This window comes from Sphingobium sp. SJ10-10, assembly GCF_036038995.2.
Classification (GTDB): Bacteria; Pseudomonadota; Alphaproteobacteria; order Sphingomonadales; family Sphingomonadaceae; genus Sphingobium.
Map to the genome: position 1 here is coordinate 1,223,867 of NZ_CP158132.1, position 20,977 is coordinate 1,244,843.

Genomic DNA, 20,977 nt, shown 5'->3' on the forward strand with positions numbered 1-20,977 from the left:
GGCAACGCGTTTCCCTGTTTGCGGGGAGATGTGCGTGACTGATCCGGTTGTTCCATCCTGGGTGCTGACTCTGGCCTGTGCCGATCGGGTGGGCATTGTCGCTGCGGTGAGCCAGTTTCTGGCGGAGCGCGGCGGCTTCATCACCGACAGCCAGCAATATGCCGACCGGGAAGCGGGCCGCTTCTTCATGCGCGTCGCGTTCGAGGCGACCGACGAGCGCATGGGCGACACAGGGCGGCTGCGCCAGGAGTTCGCCAATGTCGGCACGCGCTTCGCGATGGACTGGCGGTTGACGGCGGCGGAGGAAAAGCCGCGCATGCTGATCGCCGTGTCCAAGGGGTCGCACTGCCTGGCGGACCTGCTGCATCGCTGGCAGACCGGAACGCTGGCGGTCGACATCATGGGCGTGGTGTCCAACCATCCCGACATGCGCCGGATCACCGAATGGCATGGCATCCCCTATCATGAGCTGCCGCCCAATGGCGACAAGGCGGCACAGGAGAAAGCGCTTCTCGGCATTTTCGAGCGGACGCAGTCGGAATATCTGATCCTGGCGCGCTATATGCAGGTGCTGTCGGAAGGTCTGGTTGAGGCGCTTGCGGGACGCTGCGTGAATATTCACCACAGCTTCCTGCCCGGCTTCAAGGGCGCTCGCCCCTATCACCGGGCGCATGAGCGGGGTGTCAAGCTGATCGGCGCGACGGCGCATTTCGTGACCGCCGATCTGGATGAAGGGCCGATCATCGAGCAGGCGGTGGAGCGGGTCGATCATCGCGCAACGGCGGAGGATATGATCCGGATCGGGCGGGACATCGAAGCGCAGGTGCTGGCCCGCGCAGTAAGCTGGCTGGCGGACCGGCGGGTGCTTCAGAATGGCGGGAAGACGGTGGTATTCCGGTAGGAACGAGCGAGCCGGAGGGTGCGGTTGTGATGGGTGGTGACATTATTCCCGTCATCCCAGCGGAAGCTGGGATCTCAGGCGATAGGGCACGACCAAGCCTCACGAGATCCCAGCCTTCGCTGGGATGACAACCTGTAATGTCCGCAATTGGCCAAAACCTGCCGCGCTATTTCCTCACGCCCTAGCTATCACGCCAATTTCCGCGCCCGTTCGCGCCAGGCTTCGGCCAGCACCGGCATGTCGGCCAGCGCCCGCACCGCGTCCGGCTCGGCCTTGTGTCCGGCGCCGATCAACAACCGGAACACCCGCGCAATCGGCCAGTCCGGCAAAGGCCGCTCCAGCAATTCCATCGGCGTCCCCGCTTCTGCCTGTCCCTCCCGGATGACCCGAAAGTAGATGCCGCAACGCGCCGTCTTCACGATGGTCGCCATCACGTCCCGCGCACCGAAACGGTGGTCGAGCTTCCAGCAGGGTTGCCGCCCATGGCTCACCTCCACCACGGCGCTGCCCAGGGTGAAGCGATCGCCCAGGCAGATTTCCGCCTCGGTCATCCCACGCGATGCGATATTCTCGCCAAAGGCGCCTGGCCGGTCGAGCAGAGGATGTCCCGGCTTCAGGTCGCGCCACCAGCCATAATGGTCCTGCGGATAGAGATGGATCGCCTTGTCCCATCCGCCATGATGCAGCGTATCGGCTACCCCGTCGCCCTCAAGGCCGATCCAGCCGATCCGCACGGCGCCTGTCACCGGCGTCTTCGCGATGGCGCTATATTCGCCATCCCGGAAAGGAACGGGCTTGCCGGTCAGCAGCGCGTCGATGGTCATGGAAAGCGCGGTCATGGCTTTTCTTGGCACGGAAGCCGTCGGCGGGGAAAGGCCGGTCGACAGGAAAAGGCCTCAGGCCGGGGAAAGCTCCGACCCCAGTTTCAGCACTTCGCTGCCGCTGTCGGTCGTCACCAGATAGGCCGGGTTGCGGCTGGACCCGTTGCGGCGGATGACGGCGCCTTCGATCTTGCGTTCGACATGCCGCTCAAACCGCTCGGATATTCTCCCGCGGCCGACGCCCTGCCCCCAATTCCACTTGACCCTCGCTCCTTTGCGAAAGCTTTCGGTCATCAAGCGTTCTCTCCTATAGGGAATAACCGCGCCGGCCGGCCATCACTGCTGCCGGCATGCAAAAATCCCGAATGGCGTCGTGGTTCCCTTGGGTTTTGCGATTGTCTGCGTTAAGGGCGGCGGATGGATGTTAAGGGGCTTCGCGTCGCGCTTTTCAGCGGCAATTATAATTATGTGCGAGACGGCGCGAACCAGGCGCTCAACCGTTTCGTAGGCTATTTGCTGCGGCAGGGGGCGGCGGTGCGCGTCTATTCGCCCACGACCGATACTCCGGCCTTCGACCCTGCGGGCGACCTGGTCAGCACGCCTTCCGTACCGGTGCCGGGGCGCAGCGAATATCGGATTCCCTATCGTCTTTCGGGCGCCGTCCGCCGCGATCTCAAGCGCTTCGCCCCCAATCTGGTGCATGTCTCCAGTCCCGACCCGCTCGGTCACCGCGCAATCAGTTGGGCGCGCGCGCGCGGCCTGCCCGCCGTCGCATCGGTCCATACCCGCTTCGAAACCTATCCGCGCTATTATGGCCTCGCCTTTCTGGAGCCGCTGATCGAATCGATCCTGCGCCGCTTCTATCGGCGCTGCGACGCCATCGTCGCACCGTCCGAATCGATGGCGCAACTGCTGCGCGAACAGCGGATGAGCTATGATGTCGGCATCTGGACCCGCGGCATCGACCGGGAAATCTTCAACCCCGGCCGCCGCGACACCGCCTGGCGCCAGTCGCTTGGCATAGCGGGCGACGAACCCGTGATCGGCTTCATCGGCAGGCTGGTGATGGAAAAAGGTCTCGACGTCTTTTCCGACACGATCGACCATCTGGCGGCGAAGAATGTGCGCCATAAGGTGCTGGTCGTCGGGGAAGGCCCGGCCCGCGAATGGTTCGCGAACCGCCTGCCCGACGCCGTCTTCACCGGCTTTCAGAAAGGTCCGGACCTTGGCCGCGCAGTCGCCAGCATGGACATGTTGTTCAACCCCAGCGTCACTGAGACCTTCGGCAACGTGACGCTGGAGGCGATGGCCTGCGGCCTGCCCACCGTCGCCGCCCGCGCCACCGGCAGCGAGAGCCTGGTCACCGAAGGCGTCACCGGCCGGCTGATCCGCCCCGGCGCGATCACCGCCTTTGCCGATGCGCTGACCGCCTATTGCACCGATCCCGCCATTCGCTCCGCCGCTGGCGCGGCCGCCATGGCCGAAGCGGAACGCTATGGCTGGGATCAGGTGAACCAGGCGCTGGTCGACACCTATGTCCGCGTCATCCGCCAGCGCGAACATGGCGCATTGGTGCGGTCGAGTCCGGTTCCCTGACCAAACTCATTTCCTGAAAGCCAAAGCCTTCCTATATCGAGGGCGATGGCTGACCTTTTCGCTCCCGACGACCTGCCCACCACCCCTGCGGATGCCCCGCTGGCGGACAAGCTGCGGCCCCGCACTCTGACCGATGTGGTGGGGCAGGATCATCTGACCGGCCCTGAGGGCGCGATCGGCCGCATGGTTGCTGCTGGCCGCCTTTCCTCGATCATCCTGTGGGGACCGCCGGGCACGGGCAAGACCACCATCTCCCGCCTGCTCGCGGACGCGGTCGGCATGCGCTTCGAGCCGATCTCCGCCGTCTTTTCCGGCGTTGCGGATCTCAAGAAGGTCTTCGCCGCAGCGAAGGAATATGCCCGGCGCGGCGAAAAGACCTTGCTCTTCGTGGACGAAATCCACCGCTTCAACCGGGCGCAGCAGGACGGCTTTCTCCCCTTCGTGGAGGACGGCACCGTCACCCTGGTCGGCGCGACCACGGAGAACCCCAGTTTCGAACTCAACGCCGCGCTTCTTTCCCGCGCGCAAGTGCTGATCCTGCGCCGGTTGGATGCCAGCGCTCTGGAACAATTGCTCGACCGCGCCGAGGCCTTGACCAGCCGCCCGCTCCCGCTCGCCCCAGCCGCCCGGGACGCACTGCTCGCCAGCGCCGACGGCGACGGGCGCTTCCTGCTCAATCAGGTCGAAACCCTTTATTCCATCGACATACCGGAGCCGCTCGATCCGGCGGGGCTTTCCGCCCTGCTCCATCGCCGCGTCGCGGTCTATGACAAGGACCGCGAGGGCCATTACAATTTGATCTCCGCGCTGCACAAAAGCCTGCGCGGCTCAGACCCGCAGGCTGCGCTCTATTATCTCGCCCGCATGCTGACCGCAGGCGAGGAACCGCTCTATGTCCTGCGCCGTCTTGTCCGCTTCGCCGTGGAGGATATCGGCCTTGCCGACCCCCAAGCCGTGGTCCAATGCCTCGCCGCCAAGGACACATACGAATTCCTCGGTTCCCCCGAAGGCGAACTCGCCATCGTCCAGGCCTGCCTCTATTGCGCCACCGCACCCAAATCCAACGCCGCTTACAGCGCCATGAAGTCCGCCTGGAAGTCCGCCCGCGAAACCGGCTCGCTGATGCCGCCGCAAAATATCCTGAACGCACCGACCAAGCTCATGAAGACCATCGGCTATGGGCAGGGCTATCACTATGACCATGACGCGGCGGACGGCTTTTCCGGCGATAATTATTGGCCGGAAGAGATGCAACCCCAAAGCTTCTACGCCCCCACCGAACGCGGATTCGAAGCGCGCATTGCCGAGCGTTTGGCCTATTGGGATCGCCTGAGAGCCGTACGCCGTCAGCAATGACGCCCAGCTTTGCCCGCTATGCCGCCATCGACTGGTCCGGAGCCAAAGGCGCCCGCCACAAAGGCATAGCCATCGCCCTTTGCGAAGCCGGTGGCGGGGTTCCCCTGCTCCAGCATCCCGAAGGCGGCGGCTTCTGGTCGCGTCAGGCCGTGGCGAAATGGCTCATCCAAACGGCCAGCGAAGCGCCAACCCTCTTCGGTTTCGATTTCAGCTTCGCGCCGCCCTATGTCGCCCGCCAAAGCTATCTTCCCGGCGATCCAGTCCCCATCACCGGCCCCGCCTTCTGGGCCTATGTCGAAGGTGTCTGCGATGATGAGGATCTGGGCGCCGCCAGTCTGCTCGAACGCACCCACCGCCGCCATTTCTATTTCGGCAAGGCCGACGGCATCAAGGCCGACTATATGCACAACCGCGCCTGCGAAGCCCATTACAACACGCAGGGCGGCGGCAAGCCCTCCACGGTCTACGACGCCATCGGCGCGGCGCAGGTCGCCAAGGCGAGCTTTGCGGGCATGCGCTTGCTCCACCATGTCCACGCCCACGTCCCGGTCTGGCCATTCGACCCGCCGCCTCAAACCGGCTCGCTGGTCATCGAAATCTACACCAGCATAGCCGCCCGCGCCGCCGGGCGTCCCAAGGGCAAGGCCAAGATGCGAAGCCTCGCCGCGCTGAACGACGCGCTGCTCGCCGTCGAATCGCAGCGGCATGAAGGCCCGCCCCCGGACGATCACGGCGCCGACGCGATCCTCACCGCCGCCTGGCTCCGCCGCGCGGCGCCCCGCCCGGGCCTGTGGACACCCGCGCCCCTCAATGAAAAAATCGCCGCAACAGAGGGCTGGACGTTCGGCATCATCTGATAGTAAGGCGCTCCCCGTCAGAACGATGGGCCGGATTAGCACAGCGGTAGTGCAGCGGTTTTGTAAACCGAAGGTCGGGGGTTCGATCCCCTCATCCGGCACCATATCGGCCAACGCTCTTGCGGCACGGTCCTTTGCACCTAAAATCGGCGGATGGCATTTCAACGTCTGAAAAGCTGGGCCAGCGCGCTGAAGGTCGACATCATCGCCCTGTGGCTTGCCGCCCGCGACAGTCGCACGCCTTTTATCGCCAAACTGGTCGCGGCCAGCATCACCGGATTCGCGCTCAGCCCGATAGACCTCATTCCGGACTTCATCCCGGTCCTGGGCTATCTGGACGACCTGATCATCCTTCCCTTGGGCATAGCTCTGGCGATCCGTCTCATCCCGCCCGCGCTGATGGCCGAATTCCGTCTCCAGGCGCGCAGCATAGCGGACCGCCCGAAAAGCCGGATCGCGATGGCGCTGATCATCCTGTTCTGGTTGGGCCTGTCGCTTTTGGCCGGTCTCTGGATCTTGCGATACCGGGCCTGAGCAAATCCCGATGCCCCCCAACGCAAAATGGGGGCCGACATTTCTGCCGGTCCCCACTTCCGTCGTGTCTCTCGATCCGCTTCTCTTTCAAGATGCGATCATCGGACTCGGCGCGCGATAGGTCTGCCTCAAAGGTTTTCCTATCGTGTCGGCTCCGTTTGCCCGGCCGGTCGGCCGTTCTCACGCAGCCTGTTCTCTTTATTCGATACCCGACGTTCACTTACGCGCGTGCACAGCATCGTCTATTGAGAACCATCGGCTTTCCACATTTTCCTTCCGGTCCATGCTTCTTTCCCGACGCTCGAAAAGTCCTTCAAGTCACTGATTTCTCACTGACTTTGGCATTCAGATTTCTCTGTCTCCCGTCCTTTCCGATAAGAGGATGCTCTCACCAAAAGCGAGTCGTTCAAAGCGGAATCTTGCACTTCGAAGACGGATTGCCCCTAAAGCTGTGGATAAATGTGGATAATTTTTTCATGGGGTTTCAGCCGTCCGGCGACCACCCTTCGGGCGCCAGGGTAAAGCCCGAAAATTCAAAGCCTGGAACCACCGTGCAACTCACCAATGTCCAGCCGCCCATGGGCCGGGCCGCCTGCCAATGATGCGCCGGAACCAACCCTTGGGGCTGCTGCCCCGCCAGCACATCGCCGCCCAGCAGCCGATCCCGCACAGGCCCGTCCTCCGGAGCGACGGAAAGGGTCAGCGGCGCCCCGGCATGCCAGAACCAATGTTCATCGGCATCGACCCTATGCCAATGCGAACGCTGATGCGCTTCCAACAGGAAATAGATTGCCGTACCCGCAGCCCGTTCGCCCGGCTTGGCCGCCGCCCGCCAGCTTTCCCGAAACCATCCTCCTTCGGGATGAGGCAACAGGCCAAGAGACTGGATCAGCGCCTTCGCCGCCGCTTCGTTGCATCCGTTCATCACTTCACCTTAAATTTTATTCTTGCAAAAACAATATGATGTGCCGTTGTCGCAGGTTCATGCAACCTCGATCAATATGGGCGAGTTGAACGACCAAAGCACGCCTTTTGGAGGAGATAAAATGCGTAAAGCCCTTATGGCCCTGGCCGCCGTTTCGCTGGCCATTCCTGTTTCGATGGCCGTTCCCACGGACGGCGCGAATGCCCGCCGTCATTATGAGTATCGCGAATGGCGCGGCCGTGACGGTCGGACCTATTGCCGCAAGTCCAACGGTACGACCGGCCTGATCGTCGGCGGCGTCGGCGGTGCTCTTGTCGGCCGCGCGATCGACACCCGTGGCGATCGCGCCACCGGGACGATCCTGGGCGCCGCAGGCGGCGCGCTGCTCGGCAAGGAAATCGACAGCAAGCGTCGCTGCCGCTAAAATATGAAAAAGGGCGGCTTCCCGATGGGGAGCCGCCCTTTTTGATCGATAAGCTTCGAAATGCTTATTCTGTGGTAGCGCCGCGAGCGTCTTCAACCTTGAACGCAACGGCCTGACCGCCCGAAACGCCCGAAACGCGGCCGTTCTTGACAGACAGATTGAAGGCAACGGCGTCGGGATAACGACGGCCGGAAATCAGCTTGCCGGTCTTGGTGTCCTTGACGTCATACACATAGGTATAACCCTCGTGCGTGAACTTCTGCTTGGCAGCGTCTTCGGCATGGACCGGAGCGTTGGCGGCACCAAGGGCAAACAGGGCGGAAAGGACAAACTTGGACAGCATTCGCATGGGTAAACTCCTTGTGAATGCCGATCAAACACCTCTGGGAATATTCTTTTCTGTTGGCGTCGATTTATGGTGCGCCGCGGCAAAAGCTCAATCGCAAACAAAGGCGAAACGATTGCATTTCCCGCAACCGCTTTCTCAAGCCTTTGATAAACTGATGATATGCTTGAACTCCGCCTCCGTCAGCGGGGAAACGGACAGGCGCGATTGGCGGATCATCGCCATGTCGGCCAGCGCCGGATCGGCCTTCATGGTCTTCAACGTCACCGGCTTGTCGAACTTTTCCTTCGGTCCCACATGGACGGCGATCCACTTGCCGCTGTCGTCCGTGCTGTCGGACGCGGCTTCCTCGACAATCTCCATGATGCCGACCGCCTCGATGCCGATATTGCTGTGATAGAAGATCGACAGGTCGCCCTTCCTCATCGCCTTCATATTGTTCTGGGCGGCATGGTTGCGCACGCCGTCCCATTCCGCTTTTCCCTTTTCGACCAGATCGTCATAGGAAAAGACATCGGGTTCGGATTTCATCAGCCAGTAGTTCATGGCTCCTCCTTGCATCAGCCGCCAAGGACGATCAAGGATGTGTGCATGGCCGCGTGGCGCCTGGACGGTGCGCCGGGCCGATCATATTGTTTTCGGAGACTAAAAGTGTCGCAATCGGTGCTGGAACAAGTGCCTGTCCTGTCCATGGCGGAGATGACAAAGGCCGATTTTTCCGTCGCCTTCGGAGGTTCCTTCCAGCGCTTCGGCTTTGCCATGGTGAAGGACCACGGCATGAACCAGGCGCTGATCGACAAGGGCTGGGCGTTGGCTCGTCAGTTTTTCGCGCTGCCTGAAGAGGCGAAGCGCCGCTACGACGCCAAATATAATGGCGGCCAGCGCGGCTACACGGCTTTCGGTGTGGAAATCGCCAAGGGCGCGAGCGAGAACGACCTCAAGGAATTCTGGCATGTCGGCCGCGACCTGCCCAAAGACGATCCGTTGGCGCAAACCATGCCGCCCAATGTCTGGCCGGACGAGCTGCCCGAATTTCAAGAGACTTTTGTGCAGCTCTATGCCGAGTTCGACCGCGTTGGCGCCGAACTGCTTTCCGCCATCGCCCTCTATCTGGGCCTGGAGGAGCGCTGGTTCGACAAACCGATCGAGAACGGCAATTCGATCCTGCGCCTGCTCCATTATCCGCCCGTATCTCCAGAAGCCCCCGGCATCCGCGCCGGGGCGCATGAGGATATCAATCTCATCACCCTGCTGCTGGGCGCTGAGGAAGGCGGACTTGAACTCAAGGATCGCGACGGCAACTGGCTACCCGTGGTGCCGCCGCCGGGTGCGCTGGCCATCAATGTGGGCGATATGCTCCAGCGGCTGACCAACTATCATTTGCCCTCGACCAGCCACCGCGTCGTCAATCCGCCACCGGAACGCCGCGGCTTTTCCCGTTATTCGATGCCCTTCTTCCTGCACCTGCGGCCGGATTTCCTGATCGACGCCCTGCCGCAATGTGTGGACGCGGAGCATCCTCGGCGCGATCCGCCGATCACCGCGCACGACTATCTGACGGAGCGACTGCGGGAAATCGGGCTGATCAAGGGGTAATAGCTGAGATTCAGCATGACCTATTCGGACAGGATCACGAAGAAAACTATCTCCGCCCGCGTCCCATGGTAATCCCGATCTCCTCGCCCTTCTCGCTAAGGGCGAGTTTCACGATCTTCACCTCGACATGCGTCACCTTGTCGTCCTGAAGGAAAATCGTCTCGATGATGTGATCCGCCACCGCCTCGATCAGCGTGAAATGCTGCCCTTCCGGCAGCGCCGTGGTCGCTGCATGTTTCAGGTCCATATAGTTTTTGGACCGGGACAGCGGCGTATCGGACTCATAATGATCCGCGATCTTCAGCTTCGCCCGGATCGAGATGCGCAGCGGCTGCGGCAGGTGCGTCTCTTCGGAATAGATGCCGGTCAGGACATCCACATCCAGATGATTGACCTCCAAGGTCAGAAAATCGTCAAATCCGCTGCTCATAGCTCGCCACATTCGGCCGGTCCCTGCGGCAGATATAGCCTGCTGCGGGCGGGGGCCAGTTTAGACTTTTATTTTGCGAGCCACGCGCTAAAGCCCGCCGCTCTCGGCGCGTCCATGCGCCATTGAGAACGGATCGGCAAGACGTGTCTGTGATAGTGCCCCTCAACATCATGTCGCAGGAAGTGATCGAGCATCTGCTCGATGCCGCCTTCGGCCCTGACCGGCACGGCCGCACCGCCTATCTGATTCGCGACGGCATGCCCTGGCTGCCCGAACTGTCCTTCGGGATCGAGGATGAGAAGGGCAGGCTCATCGGATCGCTGCAAAGCTGGCCCGTCGCCCTCACCCATGACGACGGCAGCCAGACGCCGCTCATCATGGTCGGGCCCGTCGCCGTCGACCCGTCCGCCCAGGGCACCGGCCATGGCCGCGCGATGATGGATGCTGTCGTCACCGCCGCCCGCTCCCATCGCAGCGACCCGCTGATGATGATCGGTGATCCCGAATATTATGGCCGCTTCTGGGGCTTTTCCGCGGAAGGCACCAGCGGCTGGGATTGCCCCGGCCCTTTCGAGGCGCGTCGCCTGCTGGCGCTCTCCGTCGACGGGCGCCCTATTGACGGCAGGGGCATGCTCAGCCCGCGGATCGCCGTTCAGGCCTGAAATTTCCCTTTTGCCTTCGGACGCGCGCGCTCCTATCTCGGCCCTATGCCGATGGAACCCCCTCCTGATCTTGCCAGCCTGTCCCTGACCGACATTGCGCACCTGCTTGCGGAAAAGCGCCTGCCGCCCGTGGAAAAATGGAATCCCGATCATTGCGGCGACAGCGACATGCGCATCGCCCGCGACGGCACATGGTTCCACCAAGGCTCGCCCATCGGCCGCGAAGCCATGGTCCGCCTCTTCTCGACCATTCTGCGCCGAGAAGCCGATGGCGGCTACGTCCTCGTCACGCCGGTCGAAAAGCTGTCGATCGAGGTGGAGGACGCCCCCTTCATCGCCGTCGAACTCAAGACCGAAGGCGAAGGCCGGGAGCGCAACCTGGCCTTCCGGCTCAACACCGGCGATCTGGTCGCTGCCGGTCCGGACAACGCCCTCATCCTGCGTGAGACGCCGGACGGACCCCATCCCTATCTCCATGTGCGCGGTGGGCTGGAGGCGCTCATCGCCCGCAGCGTCTATTATGAGTTGATGAACCTCGCGCTGGACGAAGGCTCCGACCCCATCGGCCTCTGGAGCAACGGCGCCTTCTTCGCGCTGGACGGATCGGCATGACCCTGGCGGAGCGGTTGCGCGCCGCCTTGAAGGAAGGGCATGAGCGCGAAGTCGGCCTGTTGCTATCCGATACCCGCGACCCGCGCATAGAGGGCGACCTCATCCTGGCCCCCGCCGCCGTGCTGGTCGCCATTACCGACCGCCCCGAACCCGGCCTCATTCTGACCCAACGTTCGGCCCGATTGCGCAAACATGCGGGACAGGTCGCTTTCCCCGGCGGACGCGTCGATGACGATGATGCAGACGAAATCGCTGGCGCCTTGCGTGAGGCGCAGGAGGAAATCGGCCTCGTCCCGCATATGGTGGACATCATCGGCACATCGGATCGCTATCACACCTTTACCGGCTTCGACATCATCCCGGTGCTCGGCGTAATCCCGCCGGATCTTCCCCTTTTCCCGCAAGAGACGGAGGTCGCGGAATTGTTCGAACTTCCGCTCTCCTTCGCCCTCAATCCATCCAATCGAATCAAGAAATCCATAGAATTTCAGGGTGTTGAACGGCATTATTACGAAATAATGTGGGAAGGACGCCGCATCTGGGGGATTACCGCCGCCATCCTCGCCAATCTTTCGCGAAGGCTCGGCCATGACCAGCCTGTTGCCTGACGCCGACTGGCGCCATCGACCCGGCCTCGACGCGTTGCTGAAGGCTCTGGGGAGCGAACAGGGTCTTGCCCGCTTCGTCGGCGGCGCGGTGCGGGATGGGCTGCTCTGCCTGCCGGTGAGCGATCTGGACATCGCGACCGTCATCGAACCCAAGGGCGTTATCGACCGGCTGAAAGCCGCCGGAATCAAGGCCGTGCCCACCGGCATCGATCATGGCACGATCACCGCCGTCATCAATGGCTGGCCGGTCGAGATCACGACTCTGCGCCGCGACGTCAGCACGGATGGCCGCCGCGCAACCATCGCCTATACCGACGACTGGCGCGAAGACGCCGCCCGGCGCGATTTCACCATCAACGCCCTCTATGCCGATCCCTTCACCCACAAAATCACGGATTTCTTCGGCGGCGTGGCTGATTTGAAGGCGCACCGCGTCCGCTTCATCGGGGATGCCAGCGCCCGGATCGCGGAGGATCATCTCCGCATCCTGCGCTATTTCCGTTTCCTCGCCCGCTTCGGTCATGATGAACCGGACGAAGAGGCCTATACCGCCTGCCGTGCCGCCGCCAACAGCCTGATGGCGCTTTCGCGAGAGCGGATCGCGGACGAGTTGCTCAAATTGCTCGCCATTCCCCGGCCCCTTGCCTCGCTTCAACTCATGATCGAGGGTGGCATATTGCTGCCGGTCATTCCCGAGATCGATGGAAGCGGGCTCGCTCGCCTGTCCACGCTGATCGAGCGCGAATCCGCTTCGGGCACCAGCCCTTCGGCCATGCGCCGTCTGGCCGCCCTTCTCCCTCCCGATCCGCGCATAGCCGATCAGGTCGGCGCCCGGCTCAAATTGTCCAACAAGGCCCGCAAGCGGCTCATGACCGCGCTGGACGGAAGCGCCACCGGCGCGGCCCCCCGCACCCTCGCCTTTCAGATCGGCATTGAAGGGGCGATCGATCGCCTCCTGATCGATCCCGAAGCGCCGCTCAGCGGCATAGCGACGCTCATGGACTGGACCCCGCCCCGATTGCCGCTAGGCGGCGGCGCGCTCATCGCGCGTGGCCTGCAACCCGGCCCAGACGTGGCCAAGGCGCTGGCGGAGGTTCAGAAAATCTGGGTGGCCGAGGGCTTTCCCGATGACAGCCGCGTGGCCGAGATCGCGGATCAGACCGTTTCGAAATTCCAGCGCGCCCGCCAATAATCGAAAGCTTCGCTCTCCGGCATCGGCCGCGCGAAATAATAGCCCTGCCCCTGCCAGCAGCCCAGATTCTGCAACGCATGGGCCAGTTCCTGCGTCTCGATCCCTTCGGCGGTCACATGCAGGCCCAGCGATTCGGCCAGCGACAGGATGGTGCGTACCATGATTTCCTTGTCGCGATCCTCCATCATGGAGGTCACGAAGCTGCGATCGATCTTCAAAATATCGATCGGCAAGCTGTGCAGGCTCGCCAGGTTCGAATAGCCCGTGCCAAAATCGTCCATGGCGATCGGCATGTGGAGATCCTTGAGCGCGAAAAGCAGCTTCCTCGCCTTTTCCGGATCGGCCACGATGGCGCTCTCGGTCAGTTCCGCGGTCAGCCGATTGCCCGAAATGCCCGAATAGCGCAGCGATTCCTCGAACATCGAGGCGACATCGTCCCGTGCCATCTGAATGGGCGAAAGGTTCACATTGACGCCCACCGGCAGCGGCTGGCCGAATTTCGCGTCCCAACGGCTGAGCGCTTGCGCCGCCTCATAAGCCGCCCAGCGACCGAGCGGCGTGATCAGCCCGCTTTCTTCCGCCACGGCGATGAACTCGACAGGCGAGACATGGCCCAGTTCTTCGTCCTCCCACCGCGCCAATGCCTCGAAGCCGGTAATTTCTCCGGTCTGCAAATGGATGAGCGGCTGGAAGGCCAGGGTCAGCCCGCCCTGGGCCAGCGCATCGCGCAGACGGCTCTCTATGGAAAAGCGCCGTTGCGCCTCCTTGAGTACGCCGTTTCGGTAGATTTCCACCTTGCCGCTGCGTTTGGCGATTTTCACCGCCGCCTGAGCCTTTCGCACCACATCTTCGGGGTCTTCGGTCAGGTTGGTCGACAAGGCGCAGCCAATCGCGCAATCGACCCGGATTTGCAGATCGCTCAGCCTGATCGGATAGCTGAGCGCGTCGCGAATGCGCTGAACGATATGAAGAGCATCCGACAAACCATTGTTCAGGCGTGCAAAAATCGCAAAATCATTGCCCCCGATGCGCGCCAGCACATCGCCCTGCCGCAGGCTCGACTTCAATCGCTTGGCGACCGTGATGAGCAATTCGTCGCCGGCCATCGGTCCCAATGACTCATTGACCCGGCTGAACCGGCTGAGATCAATGGCTATGATCCCGAACTGCGCATTGTCCGGCCAGGGCATATTGGCCAGCCGTTCGTCGATTTCCTCGCCAAAGCCGGTCCGGTTGGGCAGCGCGGTCAAGCCGTCGGACAGCAATTCCCGCCGCAAATTCTTCTCGATGGTCCGGTCGCTGGTTCGGTCGAGCGCGGTGAACAGGAAAAGATTGGGCTCACCCTCCATTTCGGGCAGGCGGCCCACCGTGCAGTAAAAATATTCAGGGCCCAAAACGCCATCACGACGCAATTCGAAACCTTCCGAATCACGTCCTGACAGGACGCATTGCACGATGCGCTTGCGCCATTCCGCGACATGGGATCGTTCGGCTTCCCCCGGCCCGCAGGGATTGAAATAATTGCCGAACGGCACATTAGTCGCCATCATCGATAACTTATTATTTTTGAACGAAAATGTCGCCGCCGGATAGGGTAATGCGGCCAGCCAGTCGGCTATCGCCACGCGATGCGAAAGATGCGCGTCATCCGCCCCCTTAAGGAGCTCGATCTTCGGCATCTCACTCGTCCGATCGCGCATCGACATGGATTTCATAGGCCCGCGATAGGCCCAATCGGTAAATTTTCGGGAAACGACATTCCCGTACCCGATGCGCTAATGGCAAAAAATCAGTTTGTCAGAACCGGTTATCGCGAGGGAAGCCCGTGGGCGGCATCCGCCCCGCCGCGCCTCTTGCGACGCGCCATGGCGTCATGTCCGCTTCCGTCCGGGTCCGGCCCGATCCTCCGCCCATGGCCCAGCTCAGGCCGTCCGACAGGCGGAAGGCGATGGCGTCGGACAATCCGCCGTCGCGATAGCGCTGCATCTGGACGCCCTGTCCACGCGCCATGCGCGGCATTTCGATCAGCGTGAAGACCAACAACTTGCGGTTCTCGCCCACCACTGCGACGCTGTCCGCCTCGGGCGCGATGGGATGCACGACGCTGAGCTTCGCGCCGGTCCGCACATTGACGACCTGCTTGCCCTTGCGCGTTTCCGCGATCACGTCAGCCACAGCGGCCACGAAGCCGCGACCGTCAGAGGCCGCCAGCAACAGTTCGCCGCCGATCCGCGCTGGCATCAAGGCAACGATATTGCCGGTCCCATCCATATCGACCAGCGACCGCACCGGATCACCAAAACCCCGCCCGCCCGGCAGCTTGTCCGCGCCCAGGGTGAAGATGCGGCCCGTTTCCGTGGCCAGCAACAGCTTGTCCGTGGTCTGAGCGTGGAAGGCGATCATCGGACCATCGCCTTCCTTGAACTTCAGCGTGTCTGCCGAGGCGAGGTCGCGATGCCCGCTCATCGCCCTGATCCAGCCGCGCTCGGACAGGATCACGGTGATCGGCTCCTTCTCTATCATCGCCTCCAGCGGGATTTCCCGCGCCGGGGCGGCTTCCTCGACCAAAGTGCGCCGCTTGCCGAAATCGCTGTCGGGCGAATAGCGCTTGCGCAGGTCCGCCAAATCCTTCTTCAGCCGGGTCCGTTGCCGCGTCGGGCTTTCGACCAGCTTGATCAGTTCGTCGCGTTCTTTCAGCAGCTCCGAATGTTCGCGCCGCAGTTCCATCTCCTCCAGCTTGCGCAAAGAACGCAGCCGCATGTTGAGAATCGCCTCGGCCTGCCGGTCGTTGAGGCCGAATTCGGCCATCATCACTTCCTTGGGTTCATCCTCTGTACGGATGATCTCGATCACCCGGTCGAGGTTCAAATAGGCGATGATATAGCCGTCGAGCAGTTCCAGCCGCGCCGCGATCTTCTCCAGCCGGTGCTGCGCGCGCCGCACCAGCACATCGATCTGGTGCTTCAACCATTCGACCAGCACGGATTTCAGGCCCAACACCCGCGGTGTCCGCGTGGCGTCGAGCACGTTGAGGTTCAGCGGAAAGCGGTTTTCCAGGTCGGTCAGCCGGAACAGGCTGTCCATCAGCACATCGGGGTCGACTGTGCGGGCGCGAGGTTCGATGACGATGCGGATCTGCTCGTCGCTCTCGTCTCGCACATCGGCCAGGATCGGCAGCTTCTTGTCGTTGATCAGAACCGCGATCTGCTCGATCAGCTTGGATTTCTGCACCTGGAAGGGGATTTGCGTGACCACGGCGACCCAGGTGCCGCGCCCGCCATCCTCCTTGTGCCAGCGCGCGCGGGTTCGAAACGATCCCCGCCCCGTCGCATAAGCCTCTGAAATGATAGAGGCGTTGTCGACCAGAACGCCCCCCGTCGGAAAATCGGGACCGCGCACGATCTGCATGAGGTCGGCATGCTCGGCATCGGGATTTTCGATCAGCAGGCTGGCCGCGTCGATCAGCTCCGACACATTATGCGGCGGGATGCTGGTCGCCATGCCGACCGCGATGCCGGTTGCGCCATTGGCGAGCAAATTGGGGAAAAGGCCGGGAAAGACCTCCGGCTCATGATCCTCGCCATTATAGGTCGGGCGGAACTCGACAGTGCCCTCGTCCAGCCCCGCCATCAGATCGGCCGCCGCTTGCGTCAGCCGCGCCTCGGTATAGCGCATGGCCGCCGCATTATCGCCGTCGATATTGCCGAAATTGCCCTGTCCATCGACCAGCGGCGTGCGCAGCGAAAAATCCTGCGCCAGACGCACCATGGCGTCATAGACCGACGCGTCGCCATGCGGGTGATATTTGCCGATGACGTCACCGACGACGCGGGCGCATTTCTTGTAGGAGGTGGTGTTGCGCGCCGGATTGGCGACCAGCACATCCAGAGAGGCGCCGCTCGGCTCCATCCGCAGCAGCCGCATCGCCCAGAGCAGCCGGCGATGCACCGGCTTCAACCCATCGCGCAGGTCCGGAAGCGACCGAGCCGTGATGGTCGAAAGCGCATAGACGAGATAGCGCTGGGACAGCGCATCGTCGAACGGGTGATCCTTGATAGCGTCGAACGGGTCGCGAAAATCGGTCATCGCGGAGGGAATAGCAGCGCCGCGACAAAACGGAAACGAAGTTTAAATAGGCGATCGATCCAGTTGAAGGGAATCGCTCTCCCGCGTTCGCAGGAGCGCCGAGCGCCTCATTACTAACGCGGCAGGAACCGCCCTTCCGGGTCCGCCGCGATCTCCCGCGCGAACTCAGCTCTGATCCAGTCGCGAAAGGCCTTCACCTTGGGCGCATTACGAGCATGGGGCGGATAAACCACCCAATAGCTTGCTCGCTCCTTCACATAGGACGGCACCGCCTCTACCAGCAATCCGGCCTCCACCTCCGCCTTCCACAGGAAGAGGTTGACGATCGCGACGCCCTGCCCTGCCATGGCCGCGCGGCCCTCCATCACCTGGGAATCCAGCGCGATGCCCGGCGGCAACCCCTTGTCGTCGGCCTCCACGCCAACCCCGGCGAACCATTCATGCCACCACATGTCGTCCGGCGACAGGCGCGGCATGGCGTGCAGCGCGCGCGGATCGGCAATCGGCCCGTTCTTCGCCAGCCAGCCGGGGCTGCACAGCGGCGCCAGCCGATTATGGGTCAGCAGCTTCGCCTCCACCCCCGGCCATTTCCCTTCCCCGCCCCGCACCGCGACATCCACGCCGTCGCGGGCAAAATCCACGACCTGGTTTGTCGCATCGATCCGCACGGCCAGCCCCGGCTGGCGCATCTGGAAAGCCCCTATCCGGGGCGCCAGCCAGAGATGCGCGAAGCTGATGGAGCAACTGATCGTCAGCACCGTCGAATGATCCTGCGTCAGCGCGGCGAAACCCTGCCGCATCTGGTCGAAGGCACGGGTGATGATGGGTGCGATCTCTCGCCCCTTGTCGGTCAGCGCCACCTTACGTCCTGCCCGCTGGAACAGGCCGATCCCCAGCCGCTCTTCCAGTAACTTTACCTGATAGCTGACGGCCGCCTGGGTCATCCCCAATTCCTGCGCGGCGGCGGTGAAATTTTCGAGCCGCGCCGCGGCCTCGAACACGCGGACGGCAGACAAAGGCGGCAATTGGCTCATGACGGATTGATAAGCAGACCTTATATGAAAGGTCCATCCTTTTGTTGGCGGCCGCTACGGAAAAAAGCGATAGACATTCCAGCGAAACGAAAGCGTTTCGCACTTCAATCATGGGAAAAGGAGCCCGTCATGCGCTTGTCTGACGACGACCGGCTGTGCGCCAACAGCCATGAAACATCCACCTCTCTCTCCGGCTTGATCGCCACCATCATGCAGGCCTTCTGCACGCTTCACCGCATCGCATGGTCAGCGCCCTGGACGGAGGAACGGCGATGAAGCCGCTCAAAAATCGCGAAGACCGTCCGACGGGGCTTGCACATTCCGCGCCATGCGCCACCTTGCGCGCGTGTCCGATTCCCGTCTTTCCTCTCTTCCCGATCTTCCCCCTCCGCCGCCCGCGCTGCTGATCGGGGCCGCGCTGTTCCTCGACTTCGACGGAACGCTCGCCCCGATCGCGGATACCCCCGACAGCGTCGTGGTCGATGACGATCTGCTCGCCTTGCTCGGTCGCCTGCGCGATCACCTAGAGGGACGGCTCGCGATCGTGAGCGGCCGATCGGTCGCGACGCTGCGCGACTTCGGCTTTGGCGAATTTCTGCTGGCGGGCACGCATGGGCTGGAATTGGCGGAACCCGGCCGTCCGGCCGAGGCGCCGGCCCGCCTGCCCGCGATCAGTGAGGCAGAAGCCGCCTTCCAGAGCTTCGCGGCGGGCAAGTCCGGTGTCCTTGTTGAACGCAAGACGATCAGCGTCGGCCTTCATTTTCGCGGCGCGCCCCAATGGGGCCGGGAGGCGGGCGATCTGGCGACCCGCCTGGCGGACCAGTTCGGCCTCGCGCTCCAGCCGGGCAAGATGCTCTACGAATTGCGTCCCGGCGGCGCCGACAAGGGCAGCGCCGTCCGCGCGCTGATGCGACGCGAGCCCATGACCGGCGGCACGCCGCTGTTCATCGGGGACGATGTCACCGATGAGGAAGGCTTTGCCGTCGCCCGCGATCTGGGCGGCGCAGGAATTCTGGTCGGCGCGCCCAGATCGACGCTCGCCGCATTCTCTTTGGAACAGGTTGCCGCCGTCAGGCATTATCTTGCTCAGGGGTTCGCTGGCACCGACTGATCCGATGTCCGTCGTCCCCGTCGTGCACGAGCTTGGGGGACGGACCGATAGCAACGCAGGAAAACGACCGCCCGGGCGGGAACGAGCGCACGCTCGACCTTTGGCCCATCGGCAACTGCCAGGCGTCCGCGCTGATCGACCGCGCCGGACGAATGGTCTGGGCGTGCGTGCCCCGCGTGGACGGCGATCCCGTTTTTTCCGCGCTGCTGGACGATGCCGCCTGGGACAAGCCGGAAGCGCGTGGTTTCTGGGCCATCGAGCTGGAAAACTGCGTCCGGATCGAGCAGCATTATATTCGCAACACACCCGTCCTGGTCACACGCCAGACTGATGATCAGGGCAATGCGATAGAGCTTTACGACTTCTGCCCCCGTCACAAGCATCAGGGTCGCATGTACCGTCCAGTGGCGTTCGCCCGCGTCGTCCGGCCGATCTCCGGGAGTCCACGGGTTCGCGTCAGGCTGCGCCCGACCACCTCCTGGCATTCGGAAAAAGTGCCAATCAGCTACGGATCCAACCATATCCGGCTGGTGCTGTCCTATATGGCGATGCGCATGTCCACCAACGCGCCCATCGGCCTCATTTCCCAGGAAAGCTGGTTCCGCATCGAACATGACATGCATTTCTTCCTGGGGCCGGATGAGAGCTTTTCCGATGCCCTTCGCCCAGCGGTGGAACGAATGCTGGACGATACGATCCACGAATGGCAGATCTGGGTGCGCAGCTTAGCCATCCCCGCCGAATGGCAGGAGGCGGTCATTCGTTCCGCCATCACGCTCAAGCTCTGCCAGCATGAAGAAACCGGCGCGATCGTAGCGGCGCTGACCACCAGCATCCCCGAACATGCCGACAGCGGCCGCAACTGGGACTATCGCTACTGTTGGATCAGGGACGCCTATTATACTGTCGAGGCACTCAATCGCCTGGGTGCGCTGGACGTGTTGGAAAGCTATCTCGTCTATCTGCGCAACATCGTCGACGGCGCGCGGGGCGGCCATATCCAGCCGCTCTACGACGTGCGCGGCAACGCCACGCTGGAGGAGCGGGAGGCCCAGAATCTCCCCGGATACAGGGGCATGGGGCCGGTGCGGATCGGCAATGCCGCCTATTCGCAGATCCAGCATGACGCCTATGGCCAGATCGTCCTGTCCTCCGTCCAGGGCTTCATCGACCAGCGCCTGCTGCGCATGGCCGGCCCGGCGGATTTCGAAGCGCTGGAGGCGGTGGGCGAACGTGCCTGGCAGGTCTATGACCAGCCCGATGCGGGTCTTTGGGAACTGCGCACCCGCGCCCATGTCCACAGCTATAGCGCGGTCATGTGCTGGGCGGCATGCGACCGGCTTGCCCATGCGGCGACCGCCGTGGGATTGCCAGAACGCGAAGCCTATTGGCGCGAGCGGGCGGAGGTGATGAAGGCCCGCATCCTCCAATCCGCCTGGCGGACCGACAGCAATGCCATTTCCGCCAATTTCGAGGATGATGCGCGGGATGCTTCCCTGCTCCAATTGCTCGACCTGCGCTTCCTGACCGCGGACAATCCCATGTTCGTGGGGACGCTGACGGCGCTGGAAAAGGATTTGCGGCGCGGCAACGACATGCTCCGCTATAGCGCGCCGGACGATTTCGGGGAGCCTGTCACCGCCTTCAACGTCTGCACCTTCTGGCTGATCGAGGCACTCCACCGCACCGGCCGCGGGGAGGAGGCGCGGTCCCTGTTCGAGGAAATGCTCTCCCGCCGCACCGCCGCCGGGCTGTTGTCCGAAGATATCGACCCTGTTTCCGGCGAGTTATGGGGGAACTATCCCCAAACCTACTCATTGGTCGGCATTATCAACTGCGCCGTGCTATTGAGCAAACCATGGAGCGTGATGCGATGAGGCGCTTGG

General features: G+C 62.8%; 23 protein-coding genes and 1 tRNA gene. 15 read left to right on the forward strand and 9 right to left on the reverse strand.

The annotated features are described in order from the left end of the window. The first annotated feature begins 28 nt into the window (after positions 1-28). A complete protein-coding gene (gene purU, locus VVT58_RS05820) occupies positions 29-901 on the forward strand; it encodes a formyltetrahydrofolate deformylase (RefSeq protein ID WP_327752175.1) in 873 nt (290 codons plus the stop codon). A 188-nt stretch (positions 902-1,089) separates the two neighbouring features. Here the strand turns inward: purU and VVT58_RS05825 are convergent, their stop codons facing one another. Then, positions 1,090-1,740, reverse strand: a complete 651-nt coding sequence (locus VVT58_RS05825; RefSeq protein ID WP_327752174.1) for an MOSC domain-containing protein — start codon at positions 1,738-1,740, stop codon at positions 1,090-1,092. 57 nt (positions 1,741-1,797) lie between these two features. Then, the gene (locus VVT58_RS05830; RefSeq protein WP_066556281.1) at positions 1,798-2,016 is read right to left on the reverse strand and encodes a DUF2945 domain-containing protein; all 219 of its coding nucleotides are present in this window, start codon (positions 2,014-2,016) and stop codon (positions 1,798-1,800) included. 123 nt (positions 2,017-2,139) lie between these two features. Between VVT58_RS05830 and VVT58_RS05835 the strand changes: the two genes are divergently transcribed. The 5 genes from VVT58_RS05835 to VVT58_RS05855 all read left to right on the forward strand — a co-directional run bounded on the left by VVT58_RS05835 (position 2,140) and on the right by VVT58_RS05855 (position 6,065). Beyond that, complete coding sequence (locus VVT58_RS05835) at positions 2,140-3,318, forward strand: glycosyltransferase family 1 protein (RefSeq protein WP_066556280.1); 1,179 nt, start codon at positions 2,140-2,142, stop codon at positions 3,316-3,318. Positions 3,319-3,363: 45 nt separating this feature from the next. Beyond that, a complete protein-coding gene (locus tag VVT58_RS05840; RefSeq protein WP_327752173.1) occupies positions 3,364-4,674 on the forward strand; it encodes a replication-associated recombination protein A in 1,311 nt (436 codons plus the stop codon). Beyond that, positions 4,671-5,531, forward strand: coding sequence for a hypothetical protein (locus VVT58_RS05845; protein WP_327752172.1), 861 nt, complete (start codon positions 4,671-4,673; stop codon positions 5,529-5,531). Before VVT58_RS05840 ends, VVT58_RS05845 begins: the two co-directional genes overlap by 4 nt. 29 nt (positions 5,532-5,560) lie before the next feature. Continuing rightward, positions 5,561-5,635: transfer RNA gene (locus VVT58_RS05850), tRNA-Thr, on the forward strand. Between the two features lie 49 nt (positions 5,636-5,684). After that, positions 5,685-6,065, forward strand: a complete 381-nt coding sequence (locus tag VVT58_RS05855; RefSeq protein ID WP_327752171.1) for a YkvA family protein — start codon at positions 5,685-5,687, stop codon at positions 6,063-6,065. Positions 6,066-6,549: 484 nt separating this feature from the next. On the opposite strand, the gene VVT58_RS05860 is transcribed toward VVT58_RS05855, so the two are convergent. Beyond that, positions 6,550-6,990: a cupin domain-containing protein gene (locus VVT58_RS05860; protein ID WP_327752170.1), complete on the reverse strand. Its 441-nt coding sequence runs from the start codon at positions 6,988-6,990 to the stop codon at positions 6,550-6,552. Between the two features lie 121 nt (positions 6,991-7,111). On the opposite strand from VVT58_RS05860, the gene VVT58_RS05865 reads away from it, so the two are divergent. Beyond that, the gene (locus tag VVT58_RS05865) at positions 7,112-7,414 is read left to right on the forward strand and encodes a glycine zipper 2TM domain-containing protein (protein ID WP_066561591.1); all 303 of its coding nucleotides are present in this window, start codon (positions 7,112-7,114) and stop codon (positions 7,412-7,414) included. Between the two features lie 64 nt (positions 7,415-7,478). On the opposite strand, the gene VVT58_RS05870 is transcribed toward VVT58_RS05865, so the two are convergent. Next, complete coding sequence (locus VVT58_RS05870; protein WP_327752169.1) at positions 7,479-7,763, reverse strand: hypothetical protein; 285 nt, start codon at positions 7,761-7,763, stop codon at positions 7,479-7,481. Positions 7,764-7,898: 135 nt separating this feature from the next. After that, on the reverse strand, positions 7,899-8,306 hold the full coding sequence (locus tag VVT58_RS05875; RefSeq protein ID WP_327752168.1) for an EVE domain-containing protein: 408 nt from the start codon (positions 8,304-8,306) through the stop codon (positions 7,899-7,901). A gap of 105 nt (positions 8,307-8,411) precedes the next feature. On the opposite strand from VVT58_RS05875, the gene VVT58_RS05880 reads away from it, so the two are divergent. Beyond that, on the forward strand, positions 8,412-9,356 hold the full coding sequence (locus tag VVT58_RS05880; protein WP_327752167.1) for a 2-oxoglutarate and iron-dependent oxygenase domain-containing protein: 945 nt from the start codon (positions 8,412-8,414) through the stop codon (positions 9,354-9,356). A 46-nt stretch (positions 9,357-9,402) separates the two neighbouring features. Here the strand turns inward: VVT58_RS05880 and VVT58_RS05885 are convergent, their stop codons facing one another. After that, the gene (locus tag VVT58_RS05885) at positions 9,403-9,786 is read right to left on the reverse strand and encodes a dihydroneopterin aldolase (RefSeq protein WP_066556253.1); all 384 of its coding nucleotides are present in this window, start codon (positions 9,784-9,786) and stop codon (positions 9,403-9,405) included. A gap of 143 nt (positions 9,787-9,929) precedes the next feature. Between VVT58_RS05885 and VVT58_RS05890 the strand changes: the two genes are divergently transcribed. The 4 genes from VVT58_RS05890 to VVT58_RS05905 are packed head-to-tail and all read left to right on the forward strand — an operon-like array spanning position 9,930 to position 12,860. Next, a complete protein-coding gene (locus VVT58_RS05890) occupies positions 9,930-10,448 on the forward strand; it encodes an N-acetyltransferase (protein ID WP_327752166.1) in 519 nt (172 codons plus the stop codon). Positions 10,449-10,493: 45 nt separating this feature from the next. Continuing rightward, positions 10,494-11,060 carry a DUF1285 domain-containing protein gene (locus VVT58_RS05895; RefSeq protein WP_327752165.1) on the forward strand — a complete coding sequence of 189 codons (567 nt, stop codon included), beginning with the start codon at positions 10,494-10,496 and terminating at the stop codon, positions 11,058-11,060. Beyond that, positions 11,057-11,668: a CoA pyrophosphatase gene (locus VVT58_RS05900; RefSeq protein WP_327752162.1), complete on the forward strand. Its 612-nt coding sequence runs from the start codon at positions 11,057-11,059 to the stop codon at positions 11,666-11,668. The genes VVT58_RS05895 and VVT58_RS05900 overlap by 4 nt, the downstream gene beginning before the upstream one ends. Beyond that, positions 11,649-12,860, forward strand: a complete 1,212-nt coding sequence (locus tag VVT58_RS05905; RefSeq protein ID WP_327752161.1) for a CCA tRNA nucleotidyltransferase — start codon at positions 11,649-11,651, stop codon at positions 12,858-12,860. The genes VVT58_RS05900 and VVT58_RS05905 overlap by 20 nt, the downstream gene beginning before the upstream one ends. Here the strand turns inward: VVT58_RS05905 and VVT58_RS05910 are convergent. From VVT58_RS05910 to gcvA, 3 genes are all read right to left on the reverse strand, one after another. Further along, the gene (locus VVT58_RS05910) at positions 12,824-14,575 is read right to left on the reverse strand and encodes a bifunctional diguanylate cyclase/phosphodiesterase (protein WP_327752159.1); all 1,752 of its coding nucleotides are present in this window, start codon (positions 14,573-14,575) and stop codon (positions 12,824-12,826) included. The genes VVT58_RS05905 and VVT58_RS05910 overlap by 37 nt on opposite strands. Before the next feature lie 82 nt (positions 14,576-14,657). Beyond that, complete coding sequence (parC, locus tag VVT58_RS05915; protein WP_327752158.1) at positions 14,658-16,946, reverse strand: DNA topoisomerase IV subunit A; 2,289 nt, start codon at positions 16,944-16,946, stop codon at positions 14,658-14,660. 113 nt (positions 16,947-17,059) lie between these two features. Continuing rightward, the gene (gcvA, locus tag VVT58_RS05920) at positions 17,060-17,980 is read right to left on the reverse strand and encodes a transcriptional regulator GcvA (RefSeq protein WP_327752157.1); all 921 of its coding nucleotides are present in this window, start codon (positions 17,978-17,980) and stop codon (positions 17,060-17,062) included. Positions 17,981-18,109: 129 nt separating this feature from the next. Between gcvA and VVT58_RS05925 the strand changes: the two genes are divergently transcribed. From VVT58_RS05925 to VVT58_RS05935, 3 genes are all read left to right on the forward strand, one after another. Next, positions 18,110-18,256, forward strand: a complete 147-nt coding sequence (locus VVT58_RS05925) for a hypothetical protein (RefSeq protein ID WP_327752156.1) — start codon at positions 18,110-18,112, stop codon at positions 18,254-18,256. A 70-nt stretch (positions 18,257-18,326) separates the two neighbouring features. Continuing rightward, positions 18,327-19,091, forward strand: a complete 765-nt coding sequence (gene otsB, locus VVT58_RS05930) for a trehalose-phosphatase (protein WP_327752155.1) — start codon at positions 18,327-18,329, stop codon at positions 19,089-19,091. A 107-nt stretch (positions 19,092-19,198) separates the two neighbouring features. Beyond that, a complete protein-coding gene (locus tag VVT58_RS05935; RefSeq protein WP_327752194.1) occupies positions 19,199-20,968 on the forward strand; it encodes a glycoside hydrolase family 15 protein in 1,770 nt (589 codons plus the stop codon). The last annotated feature ends 9 nt before the right edge of the window (positions 20,969-20,977 follow it).

Coding starts and splice junctions, on each gene's coding strand:
- gcvA (WP_327752157.1), bottom strand. CDS start 17,980: ATGAGCCAATTGCCGCCTTTGTCTGCCGTCCGCGTGTTCGAGGCCGCG.
- VVT58_RS05845 (WP_327752172.1), top strand. CDS start 4,671: ATGACGCCCAGCTTTGCCCGCTATGCCGCCATCGACTGGTCCGGAGCC.
- VVT58_RS05910 (WP_327752159.1), bottom strand. CDS start 14,575: ATGAAATCCATGTCGATGCGCGATCGGACGAGTGAGATGCCGAAGATC.
- VVT58_RS05870 (WP_327752169.1), bottom strand. CDS start 7,763: ATGCGAATGCTGTCCAAGTTTGTCCTTTCCGCCCTGTTTGCCCTTGGT.
- VVT58_RS05855 (WP_327752171.1), top strand. CDS start 5,685: ATGGCATTTCAACGTCTGAAAAGCTGGGCCAGCGCGCTGAAGGTCGAC.
- parC (WP_327752158.1), bottom strand. CDS start 16,946: ATGACCGATTTTCGCGACCCGTTCGACGCTATCAAGGATCACCCGTTC.
- VVT58_RS05875 (WP_327752168.1), bottom strand. CDS start 8,306: ATGAACTACTGGCTGATGAAATCCGAACCCGATGTCTTTTCCTATGAC.
- VVT58_RS05905 (WP_327752161.1), top strand. CDS start 11,649: ATGACCAGCCTGTTGCCTGACGCCGACTGGCGCCATCGACCCGGCCTC.
- VVT58_RS05865 (WP_066561591.1), top strand. CDS start 7,112: ATGCGTAAAGCCCTTATGGCCCTGGCCGCCGTTTCGCTGGCCATTCCT.
- VVT58_RS05860 (WP_327752170.1), bottom strand. CDS start 6,990: ATGAACGGATGCAACGAAGCGGCGGCGAAGGCGCTGATCCAGTCTCTT.
- VVT58_RS05895 (WP_327752165.1), top strand. CDS start 10,494: ATGCCGATGGAACCCCCTCCTGATCTTGCCAGCCTGTCCCTGACCGAC.
- VVT58_RS05885 (WP_066556253.1), bottom strand. CDS start 9,786: ATGAGCAGCGGATTTGACGATTTTCTGACCTTGGAGGTCAATCATCTG.
- VVT58_RS05835 (WP_066556280.1), top strand. CDS start 2,140: ATGGATGTTAAGGGGCTTCGCGTCGCGCTTTTCAGCGGCAATTATAAT.
- purU (WP_327752175.1), top strand. CDS start 29: ATGTGCGTGACTGATCCGGTTGTTCCATCCTGGGTGCTGACTCTGGCC.
- VVT58_RS05830 (WP_066556281.1), bottom strand. CDS start 2,016: ATGACCGAAAGCTTTCGCAAAGGAGCGAGGGTCAAGTGGAATTGGGGG.
- VVT58_RS05900 (WP_327752162.1), top strand. CDS start 11,057: ATGACCCTGGCGGAGCGGTTGCGCGCCGCCTTGAAGGAAGGGCATGAG.
- VVT58_RS05840 (WP_327752173.1), top strand. CDS start 3,364: ATGGCTGACCTTTTCGCTCCCGACGACCTGCCCACCACCCCTGCGGAT.
- VVT58_RS05825 (WP_327752174.1), bottom strand. CDS start 1,740: ATGACCGCGCTTTCCATGACCATCGACGCGCTGCTGACCGGCAAGCCC.
- VVT58_RS05925 (WP_327752156.1), top strand. CDS start 18,110: ATGCGCTTGTCTGACGACGACCGGCTGTGCGCCAACAGCCATGAAACA.